Origin of the sequence: Meridianimarinicoccus roseus (assembly GCF_003172915.1) — a bacterium.
GTDB lineage: Bacteria > Pseudomonadota > Alphaproteobacteria > Rhodobacterales > Rhodobacteraceae > Meridianimarinicoccus > Meridianimarinicoccus roseus.
Map to the genome: position 1 here is coordinate 1 of NZ_QGKU01000042.1, position 15,071 is coordinate 15,071.

General features: G+C 62.9%; 16 protein-coding genes. 10 read left to right on the top strand and 6 right to left on the bottom strand.

Annotated features, from left to right (window positions below):
• The 3 genes from trpS to DKT77_RS13625 form a co-directional block, all read left to right on the top strand.
• On the top strand, nt 1-1,073 hold a 1,073-nt coding region (trpS, locus tag DKT77_RS13615; protein ID WP_109812243.1), incomplete at its 5' end, for a tryptophan--tRNA ligase.
• Nucleotides 1,074-1,414: 341 nt separating this feature from the next.
• Nucleotides 1,415-1,660 (top strand): type II toxin-antitoxin system ParD family antitoxin, encoded by a 246-nt coding sequence (locus DKT77_RS13620; protein ID WP_109812244.1) that lies wholly within the window; start codon nt 1,415-1,417, stop codon nt 1,658-1,660.
• A complete protein-coding gene (locus DKT77_RS13625; protein WP_109812245.1) occupies nt 1,647-1,967 on the top strand; it encodes a type II toxin-antitoxin system RelE/ParE family toxin in 321 nt (106 codons plus the stop codon). Before DKT77_RS13620 ends, DKT77_RS13625 begins: the two co-directional genes overlap by 14 nt.
• A gap of 331 nt (nt 1,968-2,298) precedes the next feature.
• Here the strand turns inward: DKT77_RS13625 and DKT77_RS13630 are convergent, their stop codons facing one another.
• The 5 genes from DKT77_RS13630 to DKT77_RS13645 all read right to left on the bottom strand — a co-directional run bounded on the left by DKT77_RS13630 (nt 2,299) and on the right by DKT77_RS13645 (nt 6,157).
• On the bottom strand, nt 2,299-2,643 hold the full coding sequence (locus tag DKT77_RS13630; RefSeq protein ID WP_109812246.1) for a hypothetical protein: 345 nt from the start codon (nt 2,641-2,643) through the stop codon (nt 2,299-2,301).
• A 225-nt stretch (nt 2,644-2,868) separates the two neighbouring features.
• Nucleotides 2,869-3,894, bottom strand: coding sequence for a hypothetical protein (locus DKT77_RS13635; RefSeq protein WP_109812247.1), 1,026 nt, complete (start codon nt 3,892-3,894; stop codon nt 2,869-2,871).
• A 21-nt stretch (nt 3,895-3,915) separates the two neighbouring features.
• Nucleotides 3,916-4,233 (bottom strand): hypothetical protein, encoded by a 318-nt coding sequence (locus DKT77_RS13640; protein WP_146205005.1) that lies wholly within the window; start codon nt 4,231-4,233, stop codon nt 3,916-3,918.
• Nucleotides 4,234-4,283: 50 nt separating this feature from the next.
• On the bottom strand, nt 4,284-4,460 hold the full coding sequence (locus tag DKT77_RS21075; protein WP_238547896.1) for a hypothetical protein: 177 nt from the start codon (nt 4,458-4,460) through the stop codon (nt 4,284-4,286).
• Nucleotides 4,461-5,236: 776 nt separating this feature from the next.
• Nucleotides 5,237-6,157, bottom strand: coding sequence for a hydrogen peroxide-inducible genes activator (locus DKT77_RS13645; protein ID WP_238547897.1), 921 nt, complete (start codon nt 6,155-6,157; stop codon nt 5,237-5,239).
• 79 nt (nt 6,158-6,236) lie between these two features.
• Between DKT77_RS13645 and DKT77_RS13650 the strand changes: the two genes are divergently transcribed.
• The 3 genes from DKT77_RS13650 (at nt 6,237) to DKT77_RS13660 (ending at nt 8,292) form a co-directional block, all read left to right on the top strand.
• The gene (locus DKT77_RS13650; RefSeq protein ID WP_109812250.1) at nt 6,237-6,902 is read left to right on the top strand and encodes a peroxiredoxin; all 666 of its coding nucleotides are present in this window, start codon (nt 6,237-6,239) and stop codon (nt 6,900-6,902) included.
• Between the two features lie 288 nt (nt 6,903-7,190).
• Nucleotides 7,191-7,391, top strand: coding sequence for a ferritin-like domain-containing protein (locus tag DKT77_RS13655; protein ID WP_238547898.1), 201 nt, complete (start codon nt 7,191-7,193; stop codon nt 7,389-7,391).
• A gap of 28 nt (nt 7,392-7,419) precedes the next feature.
• Nucleotides 7,420-8,292 (top strand): MBL fold metallo-hydrolase, encoded by an 873-nt coding sequence (locus tag DKT77_RS13660; protein WP_109812252.1) that lies wholly within the window; start codon nt 7,420-7,422, stop codon nt 8,290-8,292.
• A gap of 3 nt (nt 8,293-8,295) precedes the next feature.
• On the opposite strand, the gene DKT77_RS13665 is transcribed toward DKT77_RS13660, so the two are convergent.
• Entirely contained in the window at nt 8,296-8,757 is a 462-nt protein-coding gene (locus DKT77_RS13665) for an RrF2 family transcriptional regulator (RefSeq protein ID WP_109812253.1), read from the bottom strand.
• A gap of 100 nt (nt 8,758-8,857) precedes the next feature.
• On the opposite strand from DKT77_RS13665, the gene DKT77_RS13670 reads away from it, so the two are divergent.
• The 4 genes from DKT77_RS13670 (at nt 8,858) to cydB (ending at nt 15,067) form a co-directional block, all read left to right on the top strand.
• Nucleotides 8,858-10,498: an ABC transporter ATP-binding protein/permease gene (locus tag DKT77_RS13670; RefSeq protein ID WP_109812254.1), complete on the top strand. Its 1,641-nt coding sequence runs from the start codon at nt 8,858-8,860 to the stop codon at nt 10,496-10,498.
• Complete coding sequence (locus DKT77_RS13675; RefSeq protein WP_109812255.1) at nt 10,495-12,141, top strand: amino acid ABC transporter ATP-binding/permease protein; 1,647 nt, start codon at nt 10,495-10,497, stop codon at nt 12,139-12,141. Before DKT77_RS13670 ends, DKT77_RS13675 begins: the two co-directional genes overlap by 4 nt.
• Before the next feature lie 131 nt (nt 12,142-12,272).
• The gene (locus DKT77_RS13680) at nt 12,273-13,898 is read left to right on the top strand and encodes a cytochrome ubiquinol oxidase subunit I (protein ID WP_109812256.1); all 1,626 of its coding nucleotides are present in this window, start codon (nt 12,273-12,275) and stop codon (nt 13,896-13,898) included.
• 5 nt (nt 13,899-13,903) lie between these two features.
• Nucleotides 13,904-15,067 (top strand): cytochrome d ubiquinol oxidase subunit II, encoded by a 1,164-nt coding sequence (gene cydB / locus DKT77_RS13685; protein WP_109812257.1) that lies wholly within the window; start codon nt 13,904-13,906, stop codon nt 15,065-15,067.
• Nucleotides 15,068-15,071 lie beyond the last annotated feature (4 nt).

The window sequence follows — 15,071 nt, forward strand, 5'->3', positions numbered from 1 at the left end:
GCAAACCCGTCATTCTCACCGGGGACCGGACCACCGGCCCCCTTCATCTCGGCCACTACGCGGGCTCGCTGTCGACCCGCCTGCGCCTGCAGGACAGCCACGCGCAGTTCCTGCTGCTCGCCGACATGCAGGCGTTGACCGACAATGCCCACGATCCGGCGAAGGTCAGCCGGAACGTGCTCGAGGTCGCGCTCGATTACCTCGCCGTCGGGATCGATCCCGCGCGTACGACGATCTGCCTGCAGTCGCACCTCCCGGCGCTCGCCGAACTGACCATGCTCTACCTCAATTTCGTCACCGTCGCCCGGCTCGAGCGCAACCCGACGATCAAGGACGAGATCGAAGCGCGCGGGTTCGGTCGGAACATTCCCGCGGGCTTCCTGTGCTACCCCGCGGCTCAGGCGGCCGACATCACCGCCTTCCGGGCGACCGTTGTGCCGGTCGGCGCGGACCAGGCCCCGCTGATCGAGCAGACCAACGAGATCGTCCGCCGCATCAACGCGGCCGCAGGCCGCGCGGTGCTGCCAGAGGCGCGCGCCATAATCCCGAAGGCCGGGCGGCTGCCCGGCGTGGATGGCAAGGCCAAGATGTCGAAATCGGGCGGCAACGCGATCCGGCTGTCGGCCTCGCCGGACGAGATCCGCGCCGCGGTGCGGGCCATGTTCACCGACCCCGGCCACTTGCGCGTCGAGGATCCCGGACGCGTGGACGGAAACGTGGTGTTCACCTATCTCGACGCCTTCGATGAGAACGCCGAGGGCGTCGCGGAACTGAAGGCCCGCTACACGCGCGGCGGCCTTGGCGACGGGGCGATCAAGCGGCGCCTCGAGGATATCCTGCAGGCCCTGATCGCGCCGATCCGCGAAGAGCGCGCCCGGCTGGCGAAGGATCCCGGCCACGTACTCGGAGTGATCCGGGAAGGGACCGAGCGGGCCCTCACGAAGACGGAAGCGACGAAGCGGGAGGTGTTCAACGCGCTCGGCCTGTTCCGGCTTGATCGCCGGAAGCCTGCGGGGCGCGAAGAGGCCCTCACGGAACTGGCGCGCCTCGGACAGGAATTCGATGCCACCTGACTTGAATTGCTCCTGTGTGCCCGGATGACCGCTCTCCCCCAATCCTTTTGAGGGGCAGAGTGTCACTTCTGCTTTGACCATGGGTGATATTACCGCTTTGCGCTTACAGCACCGAAATTTCCGAAGCGACATGGTGATAATGACGTCACTTATACGATGCGAAAGATGCCTCGAAGCACCTTCCAAATAACTCTGTACCAGAGCTCGAAGGCGTCGCCGGTCGCGGCTCTTCGTGATCACGCCCGGCGCCGGGCGACCTGGTGCTCATGGCAAAGTATGCCAAGTATTTTGACGAACGCTGCCAAAGCATGATACTTTGATCGGAACAAGGAGTATGATCCATGGCCACAATGAATGTGTCTCTGCCCGATCCGATGAAGAGTTGGGTGGAAGCCCGTCTGAAAGACGGTAGTTTCAGCAACACGAGCGATTATGTGCGCCACCTCATCCGCCGCGATCAGGAGCGCGCGCAGGCGATAGAGGCACTGCAGAGCGCGATCGACGAGGGCGTGAAGAGCGGCGAGCCCGAGCCGTTCGATTTCAAGGCGTTCAAGTCGCAGATGCGGGAGAAACATGCCCGCAGATAGCCTGACGACCTACCGTCTGACACCGGTCGCTCAGAACGACCTGGAAGACATCTGGATTTACACCGCGCAGCAGTGGTCCATGGCTCAGGCCGATCGCTATACCGACATTCTGGAAGACACCTTCGAGCGGCTGCTGTTCATGCCGGAGATTGCGCGCGAGCGTTCTGAGTTCCAGCCGCCTGTCCGCATCCACCCAAGCGCAGAGCATCTGATCATCTACCGGATCGAGGGCGATCATCTCGCGATCTTGCGTGTGCTTGGCGCCGGGCAGGACTGGCAAGCGATCTTGAGGGCTGTGGACCAATGAAGATCGGCTACGCGCCCGTTTCGACTTCCGGCCATACAGCCTAGGTGTTCAGTCCCGGCATCTGGTGACAGTAGTGGGTTCCCATTCTTAATACTCCATGCAAATCTCTGTCTTCGTACAGAATTTGCGCTTCGTTTGTGAATCCACCGCTTACACAATTTATAACTGGGAATGGATATTATGGTAAAAATATGTGTTCGCGAGCATTTTGCGGCTCGATGCGATTGGGCTTTTTGCCCGGCACCCCCTGCTTATTCTTCTCCTTACGTTACGGGGCCGGGCCGCAAACAGCGGATCTACTATAATGCCCTTCACAACATCGTGGCAGTTGTCATTTGATCGCGTAACGGCTCCCATTGCCATAGACCGCCGAAATCGTGCCGTCTGATGCGCGATCGAAGTGATAGCGCGTTTTGCGGCCCGTGGCCTCGTCATGTCGTTCGATGGTTCCATTTGAGAAAATCTTGAACGATCCTGTTTCCCCGGAAGAATTAGGGTGAGTGAGCGTGTAACGATTGCCCGCCTCGGTCGTCCAGACGGACCCTGCCTGAAAACTGATCTGGCCCCGCGCGAACAAGGATGCCACCTCCTGTCCAGTCAGTTTCTCTGCAAAGGCGGGCAGCGCCGTGGAGATGGCAAGGCCGACGAGGGAAACGGTTTTCAAAAGAAAATGCATGATAGAACTCCTCTTTGTTCCCTACTGGTCCGTTCGGTTTCAGCTGAACTAGATCACGGCGAGTCTCTGTTCCGCAACTCCCGCCTGAGCCGAAATTTTCCCCGTCCTACAAACGTCAGGCCATCCGGACGACCAACAGGCTCGCCCGTGCCATGAAGTAATCGGCCGAGGCTGACAGATAGTTCTGGGCACGCTCGAGCCGCGCAAGAAGCCGTCCGTCCCCCGTCAGGCGGCGGCAGTCTTTCGGCGGAGTGCGGCCAGCCCGCCGAGCGCGGCCAGGAACGCGGGAATGCTGGCGGGCAGCGGCACATGAGCGGGAGCCAAACCGCCCTCGGTATAGAGGGCGATGTCGTTGCCGTTGCCGTCGGCATCGGTGATGAACACGTCCCGCGACAGGCCCGAGATCCGTGCGCCCTCGCCCAGCCCGCCAAACTCGCCGAACAGGCTGCCCTGCACCTCGACCACCTCGAAATACTGGCCAGCGCCGAAGGTGAAGGGCGCAAGCTCTAGTACCGACAGGTAGCCGTCGGTCAGGAACACATCGCCGGTCACGGTGAGCTGGTCGAAGAGCCCGGTAGTCAGACCGGCGAACTCGAGCTCGAATATCCCGCCGCCGCCCAGCGTGTAGTCCCCGTCGAGCAGGCTTTCCGCCGGAGAGGCGCCGGGCGCGTAGGTACCGCCGATCTGCGTAAGGTCACCAAAAAAATCGACGACCTCGATCGTGGTCCGGGCCGGATCGGTCCAGTCGATGGTGCCGCCGTTCTCCACCACAACGGTATGGTTCTTGAAGAGCCCTCCATCGACTTCGAGCACACCGTCCGACGCGACTTCGACCCGCCCATTCCCCTCAAGGTCGCCCCCGATGTTCAGCGTTCCGTCCTGTGCCCGGATCGTGCCGTCGCTGACCACAGCGCGGTCCAACTGAAGCCTTCCGCCCTCGTTGCGGATTGTGCCTTGGTTGATCAGATCGACACTGATCGTGCCCTGCCCGCGGATCGTGTTGTCCACGTTGATCAACTCGTCGTCGGGCAGGTTGTCGTTGCCATAGCGTATCGTCGATTCCGGCGAGCCCATCACCACCTGCCCGCCGCCCGAAAGCGTCGTCTTGCCCTCGATTTCGAGGATGCCGTTTTGTGCGAAGGTGATCAGGCCGGGGTTCTCGATCGTACCGGTCACTTCCATGAAGGGCCCAACCGTCAGCGTTATCCCGGGATTGGCCAGCGCCAGCGCCCCGGGAAATCCCGAAAACACCGAAAGGTCCCATACAAGGTTTTAGTGAAGTTCAAGCCGCGATGCCGCCGCCCCCGGTTCGTCGCTGGAATACGGCACGAAATGCCAGCTGCCTGCCAGGGTGCCCCCCATGCGCCTCACGGTCGCGGGCGCGATGGTCCCGAATCCGAGGGCGCGATACTCGTTGCTCTGGGTCGCCTTGCCGACGGTCGCCCGGCTCACAGTGAAGGTGCCTCCGCGCAACTCGAAGATTGACGGGCCGTCCCAAGCCTGCATCGAGAAATCGTCTTGCGTGTGATCCTGGCCCAGAAAGAGCGTGCCGAGCGGCAACTGAGAATTGTTGATGAAGACCCCGTTCACACAGACGGCCTGCGGACCCATAAGGCCTGGGTGCCGGGATCGTTGATCGGTCACGACGTCGCCAAGCCACAGCCCAGCCCCTCGTTCCAGTTCCCGCATGCGGTAAAGTCGCCGTCACCGGTGAAGGCGTATCCGTTGATCGTGATCGACCCGCTTCCGGGAAGGGCGACCGTTGGAATAAGATCGAGAAAGGCGAAAAGGCTGGCGCCGCACTTGAACCTGCTCATGGAAAAGAACTCGAATACGTTGAAATTCGTTCTGAAAACAAAGGCTTTGCTTCCGCTCGATCCAACCGCAAAATGTTAGCCTTCGCAAAGTCAACAAGGGCAGGCCCGCGCTCCCGGCCTGATGTGGAACGACAGGCAAGATTTCCGTTGACGCATATTTGCAGCGCTATGTTTCACCAATCTACCAGACGGGAGGTTGCCGATGGCATCTGAAAATGGGTCGACAGGCATTCCTGCCCGGAGAGTTGGAAGCGGGACGGATCGAGCTGATTGACGACAGGGCGCTGATCCATGCGCGTCCGGCTGGGGGCGTCCGCGTGCACAAGACTCGGCGGGATTTCTCGGCACGTTCAGCGCCACTGCCGATGTTGTCTTGCGAATTACCACCGCACGAACGGCAGGTCAGAATTGTGGTATCTGCTCGGCGCTTCCGGTGCCGGTCCGCCGCGCAAGTTCTCGGATTGGCAACTTCTCTCGCAGCGCCACACGTCGGATGATGTTCACAAGTCTTATGTGTACTACTCCATCGGCCCCCGCCAAGCATGGTGCTGGGAAAGGCTCACATGGGTCAATTCCCAATGGAAATTATGTTGGTAGACTGGTCACCTCTGAGTGCAAATCAATACTCTGATCTTTTCTTCCAGCATAACTCCTTGCGGCATACCTACTGTCGCCTGGTGTCTCGACGGTGGGATACTGGGCTGCCACCATGCGACCCTAACGCGACGGTTTCCGGTTCTCGCCGCATCTGACGACGCGACTAGTGACGAATGTGGTCAATTCATCTGTTTGTAGGAGCGCAGGATCCCCGCAAGCTTTGCGAAGACGGCCTCCCGTGCGGAGCCAGACCGCCAGGCAAGTACGACCTGCCTTGGGCAGGCATCCGGCAATGGGGTCAATCGGACACCGCTTTCCCCAGCCACGCCGGCGGCCACCGCCAGATCAGGCAGCAATGTGATGCCCAAACCTTCGGACACCATGGCGATCAGCGTGTTCAGGCTTGTGGCCGCGAAGTCATCCAGTTCCTTTGAAAGCTGGCCGGGATAGGCGGCCAAGGCATGCCGTTGCAGGCAATGCCCCTTTTCCAGCAGCATCAAATGACCTTTGGCCTGTTCCAGAGCGCGGCGACCCGTGCCCATCGGGGCGGGCCAGTCGGGTGGTGAGGCAAGCTGGTAGCCGTCTTCGAACAGCGGCGCGATCTGGAGATTTCCGGTTTCGAACGGCAAGGCAATGACGATGGCGTCCAGACGTCCCGCCGTCAGTCCAGCAATCAGAGCCTCCGTCATTTCCTCGCGCAGGAACAGCTTGATCTCGGGCATGGCCCTGCGAATTTCCGGCAGGGCATGAGGTATGAGGTAAGGGCCGACGGTAGGGATCGCGCCCAGGCGCAAATCCCCCTGAAACGGGTTGCGATGGGCTTCCGCCGTGACCGTGATTTCCCCGGCATCCAAGAGCAGGCGCCGGGCGCGCTCGGCAATCTCTGCACCAACGGTCGTCAGCATGACGCTGCGCTTTGTCCGCTCGAAGAGTTGCACGCCGAGGATCGCCTCCAGTTCCTTGATGCCTGACGACAAGGTGGGTTGCGTGACGAAACAGACCTCTGCCGCCTGCGAAAAGTTCAGATGATCCGCGAGCGCCACGAGAAAGCGCAACTGCCGAAGGGTGAACATATAGAAGCTCTCTATCAGTTCCTTCACTATATTCAATTTCACATATATAACACAATCCCCCAGATTGGGGTCATCACCGAAACGGGATCACGAAGGAGACCCAGAGATGACCGCCCAGACCCCCATCGCCCAAGCCGCCGCCCGACCCGCAGGGCCCCGTCTGAACGAACCGGCCCCGGCTTTCGACGCGCTTACCACCCACGGCCAGAAGCGGCTGGAGGACTACCGCGGCAAGTGGCTTGTACTGTTCTCGCACCCGGCGGATTTCACCCCGGTCTGCACCACGGAGTTCATCGGCTTTGCCAAGCGCCATGATGATTTTGCCGCCGCCAATACCGCGCTGCTGGGCCTGTCGATCGACAGCCATTACAGTCACATCGCCTGGGTTCTGAACATCAAGGAGAAGTTCGGCACCGAAATCCGCTTTCCGATCATCGCGGATCTGAACATGGCCGTGGCGCAGGCCTATGGAATGATCCAGCCCGGCGCCTCCGACACCGCCGCCGTGCGGGCGACCTTCATCATCGATCCCGAAGGTGTGCTGCGTGCAATGGTCTACTACCCGATGAACGCGGGCCGCTCGGTCGACGAGATCTACCGCCTTCTGATCGCGCTTCAGACCGCGGATGAGAACGGCTGCGCCATGCCGGAAAACTGGAAGCCCGGTGACGCGGTGATCGTGCCGACGCCGAAAACCCCCGAAGAGGCCGCCGCCCGCGCGAGCGAAGGCTACGACACGGTGGATTGGTACTTCTCCACCCGCCAACTCTGACTTTCCACGGTCCCGCCGCCTGGCGGGACCGCACACCTATCTCATGAAAAGGGACCACAACAATGACCGCCCCGCCCGTTGTTTCCGCACTCACCGGCGGTCTCGGCCAGACCTTTCACCTCTAAGTCCAGATCCACGGCTGCCGCTGGAACGTCTCAGACCCGCAGTTCCACCAGCTTCATGCGATGTTCAAAGGACAGTAAAAGTTATATCTGCGCCGCACTGGGAGGCATCGCGGAACGCATCTGCATTCAGGGCGCTTGTCCCCTTACCTCGGTGTACGACCTCATGGCCCGGCCCGCGTCGGCCAAGTCCGCCGATGACATGGTCGCCGAGGCCATTGCCGAGCAAGAAACGATTGCCGCGACGCTGCGCACGGCCGTCTCGCTTTGTGCGGACGCAGGAGACGAAGGCAGTGCCGGGCTACTCACCGATCGCCTTGAATCACACGAGGAAGGAATTCGGATGCTGCGGGCCAGCAGATTCTGAGCCAAGTCGAACTACAGGAGTCAGAACCATGACCAATCCCATCGTCAAACCCTTCTGGGATGAACCGACCGGAAGCTGGCAGTATGTCTTTCACGATCCCCTCACCATGAAAGGCGCAATTGTCGACCCGGTGATGGAGTTCGATACGCTGTCCGGTGCAACAGGTACGGCGAATGCCGAGAAGCTGCTGGCCTACGTCCGTGAAGCCGGGATCGCGCTGGAATGGATCCTCGACACGCATCCGCACGCCGATCACTTCTCGGCGGCGCAGTGGCTGAAGGCACAGACCGGCGCGCCCACGGCGATTGGCGAGAAGGTGACGGGCGTCCAGAAGTTGTGGACCGACATCTATAACCTGCCCGGCACCGTGCCCACCGATGGCGGCCAATGGGACCGGCTCTTTGCCGACGGCGACACTTTCATGGTGGGCAACATACCTGTCTCGGTGATCTTCTCGCCCGGCCACACGCTGGCCTCGATCACCTATGTCGCGGGCGATGCGGCCTTTGTGAATGACACGCTGATGATACCGGACAGCGGCACCAGCCGTGCGGATTTTCCCGGCGGCTCGTCCAAAGCGCTCTTCGACAGCATCCAGCGCATTCTTGCCCTGCCGGATGAGACGCGCGTGTTCGTCGGCCACGACTACGCGCCGAACGGGCGCGCGGCGCAATGCAAGGCGACGGTGGCCGAGCACAGGGCGCAGAATATCCACCTCAAGGACGGGCTGACCGAAACTGAATTCCGAGCGTTGCGCGATGCCCGCGACGCCACCCTGCCGCTGCCCCGCCTGATGCTCGCTGCGCTTCAGGTCAACATCCGCGGCGGACGCCTGCCCGAACCGGAGGCCAACGGTCGCTCCTATCTGAAGATCCCGTTGGACCATTTTGCGCGGCGTTGATCTTTATCGGGAGCACGAGTTCGGCACTTCGGGCCTTAGCGTCAAAAGCGCGCTCAGGCCGCAATTCCCCTGCACCAGATCGCGCAGCGTGACCATGTCGAGTTCGTGGTAAAAGGCATCTAGGGCGCGCTCGATATAACGTTTCAGGCGGCAGGTTTTACTCAAGGGACAGGTGTTGGTGACCTCGTCGAAACACTCGGCAAAAGGAATATCGGCCTCGAACAGACGGAAGACGGCGCCGATGGATACCTTGTCGGCGGCCAAGGCAAGGGAGAACCCGCCAGAGCGACCGCGCACGGTGGACACATAGCCATCGGCCTGAAGTCGTTGCACCACATGTGCCGCATGGTTGGTGGAACAGTTGCACAGTTCCGCGACCTCGGCCGTCTTGAGCACGCGATCGGGGTTTTCGGCGCAGGTCATCAGGATGCGCGCGGCAAGGTTGGTTCGGATGGTCAATCGCATGGAGGTTTCCGGGTCATCTGGCCAAGATGGGACGAAAATGCCGGAAAAGCCTTGCGCCAGATCAAATCGGCTCGGCCAAGTTCCGCTTAAACACGCATCCATGATACGGAAAAAACCAAGGGGTCCTTCGGCCCCCAAGGATCACCCCAGCGCGAACGAGACCGCGGGCAGCCTGTTGGCGGTGCTGTCCAGTTTGGTCTGGTTGGGGGTCGCCGCGGTGATCGCACGGGTCTTCGGCGATCTCATGGCGGATCAGCCCGTCGAGGTCTGGCGCACCGGTCTGTGGATCGTGCTACTCTGGGGCTTGCGCGCAACGCTCGACATGGCGGCGCAAGGGATGCTGGCCCGGGCGGCGGATGCGCGCATTGCTGTCCTAAGGCACGAGATCGTGACGGCAGAGGCGCAGGCAGCCACACCATCCGCGCTGGGGGGCGCAGGCGCCATCGCGGCGCTGACCCACGAAAAGCTGGAGGCGCTGCGCCCGGCCCTGCTGCGCTACCGACCGGCCCGGATGCGGGTGATGGTGCTGCCCCCGGTGATCCTGTGCATTGCGGCCTGGCACAGTTGGGCGGTCGCCCTCGTTCTTCTGCTGGCCGGTCCGTTGATCCCGGTATTCATGGCCCTGGTGGGCTGGGCCGCGAAGGAGGCCAGTGCGCGGCAGTTGCAGGAAGTCGGCCAATTGAGCGACTTGCTGGTCGAACGGCTCGCGGCGTTGTCCGACCTGCGGTTGATCGGGGCCGGCCCCGCAACGGTGGACAGCTTTGCCCAGGCCAGCGATGACTTGCGCGTGCGCACCATGGCGGTGTTGCGCATCGCTTTCCTGTCGTCGACGGTGCTGGAGTTCTTCTCGGCCGTCGGCGTGGCCATGGTCGCGATCTGGGTGGGGTTCTCCTTGCTGGGAGAGCTGAGCTGGGGCGGCTGGGGCGACGTCCTGAAGCCGACTGTCGGCCTGTACCTGCTGCTGCTTGCGCCCGAATTCTTCAGGCCCCTGCGCGATCTCGCCGCGGCCTGGCATGACAAATCCGGTGCGGATGCAGTGATGGACGAGGTCGCGACCTGGCGCGCCGAGATGCGCCCGCGGCGCCTGGGGCGCGGAGAGGCGGTTTCGCCCTGCCCCATGACGACGTTGGAGACCAGGGGCCTGGGTCACAGGGGTGTCGTCTATCCCGATATCCGGCTGGAACCCGGCGACAGCCTTGCGATCGAGGGACCGAGCGGTTCGGGCAAGACGACCCTGCTGCGCCTGATCGCTGGGGTGGAGCGGCCGGCCGAAGGCCTGATCCTGATCGGAGGCGTGCCCTTGTCGGACGAGACGGCAGATGCTTGGCGCGCCGGGATCGGGTGGATGCCGCAGGCACCGCATTTCGTGAACGGATCGCTGCGCCACAACATTGGCTTCGGCGCGGCCGTGACGAAGGAAACGCTGGAGGCCGCCCGTCTGACGGACGTGATCGACCTGCTACTCCGCGGCGATCTGACCCGCTTGGGCGAACGCGGCGCGGGATTGTCCGGCGGGGAGGCGCGGCGCGTGACGCTGGCGCGGGCCATGCACGGCAACCCGGGGCTTCTGATGGCCGATGAGCCAACGGCGGATCTGGATCCAGAGACCGCGCAACTCGTCAGCGACAGCCTGCTGCGATTTGCTGACGCGGGCGGAACGCTGGTTGTATCCACCCATGACACTGCGCTGGCCGCACGGATGGCGCAGAGGATCACGATAGACCGGAGTGCGGCGGCATGAAGGCGCTCTTGTCGGTCATCATCGCCATTTCGCGCGCCGAACGGGTAGCGCTGTCATATGGTCTTGCGCTGTCGATCGCCGTGTTGGTGATGGGCGTTGCCCTGTTGGCTCTCTCGGGGTGGTTCATCATGGCCACCGCCGCCGCAGGCATTGCGGGAATCGGCGTCCTGTTCAACGTCTTTGCACCCTCGGCCATGGTGCGGTTCCTCGCGTTGGGGCGGACCGCGGCCCGTTACGGCGAGCGTGTGCTGACCCATGATGCCACACTGCGCGCGGTGTCGGGCCTGCGGGTCGCGCTATTGCGCGGCGTGCTGATGCGACCGCACCGCGCGCTGGAACAGCTGCGTGCGGCGTCGGAGCTGAACCGCATCACCGCCGACACGGAGGCATTGGACGGGGCGCTGCTGCGTTTGGTCCTGCCTGCCTTGGCCGGATGGATCACGATCCTTGCGGCGTCGCTTCTGCTGTGGTGGCTGGTGGCCCCCACCATGGCGCTGATCCTGGGTGCGGGCTACCTCGTCCTGCCGACGGTGATCTTCCTCGCGGGCCAGAAGGTCGCGAAACGCCCTGCCCGGCTGGCTGAGGCCGCGTTACAGATTGGGCGCAGCCGAATGGTCGATCTGGTCTTGGGGCGGGATGATCTTGCCGTCTTTGGCCAGTTGCCTCGCGCCACCCGAGGGGCGCAGGACGCCTTCGACCGGGCGGCAGAGGCGCGCAGGCAGCTCGACCGGATCGACCGCATCACGGGGATGCTGCTGGACATGGTGAGCGCGTTGGTGACGGTGGGCTGCCTTCTGAGCGGGATCGCACTGGTTCAAGCGGGCACGATTTCCGTGGCTACGGCAGCCATCGGCGTCTTTGCCGCGCTGGCGCTGGCCGAAGCAGTGGCCTCGGTTCGGCGGGCCTTGACCGAAATCGGGCGCATGACACAGGCCGCGCGGCGCATCGGCCCGGCGCTGCGTGCTCATGCCCCACAGGCGTCGGACGCCCCTGTCCTGGCTTCGGACACGGGTTTGGAAATGCGCGATGCCGCCATCGAGGTGTCTGGTCGACCACTGTTTAGGCCGGTGTCCCTGTCGGTCCGGCCCGGCGAGACCGTCGTGCTGCAAGGCGCCAGCGGGAGCGGCAAGAGCACGCTGCTGCTCATGGCGGTCGGCGCGCTGTCCCCTTCGCGGGGTCAGGTAAGCCTGTTCGGGGCCGATCCGTCGCGACTGCCTATGGAGACGGTGACGGAAAGCGCCGTCCTCGTGACGCAGCGTGCGGTCCTGATCTCGGGCACCGTGGCGGCGAACCTGCGGCTTGCCGCGCCCGAGGCCCGCGACGACGCGCTCTGGGCCGCGTTGGAGGCCACGTGCCTGGCTGATACCCTGCGCGGCCGTGGCGGTCTGGACCTGCGGCTAGGCGCGCGCGGGGCCGGGCTTTCGGGGGGGGAAGCGCGCCGACTGGTCTTGGCGCGCGCGATCCTGCGGACGCCGCGGCTTCTGCTCCTCGACGAACCTACGGAGGGGCTGGACGAGGCAACAGCCCGCCGTGTCATGGCCGGTTTGCGACAGGCCTGTCCTGATGCTGCCTTCCTTGTTGCGGCACATCATGCGGCCGAACGGGATCAGGCCGACCGCATCGTCGAGGTCGCGCGCGCCTGACCGGACGCAGGAAATAATTCCAACTGCGGAATGTGAATTTGATCCAGATCATTCTCGTATCTTGAATGCGGAATATAACGGTCGAAAATCTGCACCTGTGATGCGGGTTATCAACCGAAAGGATCACGCTCATGGAGATCGGACTGATCGAGCTGTCGCGCCTACAATTCGCGATGACGGCCATGTATCACTTTCTCTTCGTGCCGCTGACGTTGGGTCTGTCGATCCTCGTGGCGATCATGGAGACCGTCTATGTGATGACGAACCGGCCCATCTGGCGCCAGATGACCAAGTTCTGGGGCACGCTGTTCGGCATCAACTTCGTCCTCGGGGTCGCCACCGGCATCACCATGGAATTCCAGTTCGGGATGAACTGGTCGTATTACTCCCACTACGTCGGTGACATCTTCGGCGCGCCGTTGGCCATCGAAGGACTGATGGCCTTCTTCCTCGAGGCCACCTTCGTGGGGCTCTTCTTCTTCGGCTGGGACAAGCTGTCGAAGGTGCAGCACCTTGTCGTCGCCTGGCTGGTGGCCATCGGGTCAAACTTCTCGGCGCTGTGGATCCTGATCGCCAATGGCTGGATGCAGAACCCGGTGGGAGCAGAGTTCAACCCCGACACAATGCGGATGGAGATGACCTCCTTCTTCGACGTGGTCTTCAACGAGGTTGCGCAGGCCAAATTCGTGCATACGGTGTCAGCGGGCTATGTGACGGCGGCGGTCTTCGTGCTTGGCGTCTCCGCGCTCTACCTGATCCAGGACCGCCACAAGGACCTGGCGCGGCGGTCGATCGCGGTGGCGTCTTCCTTCGGCCTTGCGGCGGCGCTTTCCGTCGTGGTTCTGGGCGATGAATCAGGCTATTCCGCCAGCCACACCCAGAAGATGAAACTCGCCGCAATCGAGGCAATGTGGGAAACGGAGCCCGCGCCAGCGCATTTCACCCTCGTCGGCTTTCCCGACCAGGAAGCGCGCGAGACGCATTACGCGGTGCATATCCCCTGGGCCATGGGGCTGATCGGCACGCGCTCCCTAACTGAGGAAATTCCCGGCATCAACGACCTGGTGACCGAGGCCGAAGAGCGCATCCGCCGTGGCATCATCGCGTATGATGCGCTCATGACCATCCGCGAGACGCGCGGCAATGTCCCGGACGAGGCGCGCGCCGTCTTTGAACAGAACTCCGATGACCTGGGCTTCGCCTTCCTGCTCAAGCGCTACGTCGTAGACCCGCGCACGGCGACCGGCGCGCAGATCGCTCAGGCCGCCGAAGACACCATTCCGCGCGTCTTTCCGCTGTTCTGGGCCTTCCGTTTCATGGTGGCATTGGGCTTCAGCTTCATCGCGGTGATGGCCTATTTCTTCTACCGCGCGTCGTTCAGGAACATGCAGTTCCCGCGCTGGTCGCTTTATGCAGCCGTTGCGATCATTCCGACGCCGTGGATCGCAGCCGAGCTGGGCTGGTTCGTCGCGGAATTCGGCCGCCAGCCCTGGACAGTGGACGGAGTATTGCCGACAGCGATGTCGGCTTCGCACCTGTCCATCGCGGATCTGCTGATCACGCTGGCGGGCTTCATCCTCTTCTACACCGTGCTCTTCGTGATCGAGGTCAGACTGATGGTGAAATACATCCGCAAGGGCCCGTTCCAGGACGTAGAAGAAACCGACGCCTGGCAGGCCCGCCACGAGGCCCGGTTGCGCCAAACCCCCGGTGCGCCCAGCCCATCTGCATCACCCCTTTCGACACCGGCGGAGTAACTCTCATGATCCTGCATGAAATGATCGACTACGACACACTGCGTGTCATCTGGTGGGCGCTTCTGGGCGTGTTGCTGATCGGATTTGCCCTTACGGACGGGTTCGATATGGGCGCGGGTGCGCTGCTGCCCTTTGTCGCCAAGACCGATACGGAGCGCCGCGTCGTCATCAACACCGTCGGTCCGGTCTGGGAAGGGAACCAAGTCTGGTTCATCCTAGGCGGTGGCGCAATCTTCGCGGCCTGGCCGCCGCTTTACGCAGTGTCGTTCAGCGGCTTCTACCTGGCGATGTTCGTCGTCCTGGCGGCCTTCATCGTGCGCCCTGTGGCGTTCAAGTACCGCTCCAAGCGCGATGACGCGACATGGCGCGCGCGCTGGGACTGGGCGTTGTTCGCAGGGGGCGCGGTGCCCGCGCTGATCTTTGGCGTGGCGGTGGGGAATGTCCTGCTGGGCGTGCCTTTCTACCTGACCGACGACCTGATGCCGATGTATGACGGCAGCTTTTACGGCAAGTTCCTTGGCCTCTTGCGGCCCTTTGCGATCCTGGCGGGTGTCGTGTCCTTCTCCATGCTGCTGATGCATGGCGCGGCATGGCTGACGCTGAAGACCGAAGGCCCGATCGCCGAGCGCGCCCGCCGTATCGGAGCGGTGGCCGGTATGACGGCAGCTGGCGGCTACGCGCTGGCAGGGCTGTGGCTGGCCGTGGGGATCGACGGGTTTGCACTGGTGAACGACGTGGTCCCGGCGGGGCCGTCCAACCCGCTCTTTTCCGAGGTCAGCCGCGAAGGGTCGTGGCTCACGGCCTACTGGTTGCGGCCTTGGATCATCGTCGCACCGGTCATGGGCTTCGTCGGCATTGCACTCGCGGTGATGGGGCTGCGGGCGGGGCGCGAAGTCTCCACCCTGCTGTGGTCGAAGATGGCGATCACCGGCATCATCGCCTCGGTCGGGCTGACGATGTTCCCCTTCATCCTGCCCTCTACGGTGGCCCCGGACAGTTCGCTGACCGTCTGGGATGCCTCAAGCTCCCACCAGACGCTGTTCATCATGCTGGTCTGTGCGCTGATCTTCATGCCGCTGATCCTTGCCTACACCTCGTGGGTCTACAAGGTGCTCTGGGGCAAAGTCACCGAGGCAGACGTCAACGAAAACGCCGATACGCTGTACTGAAAGG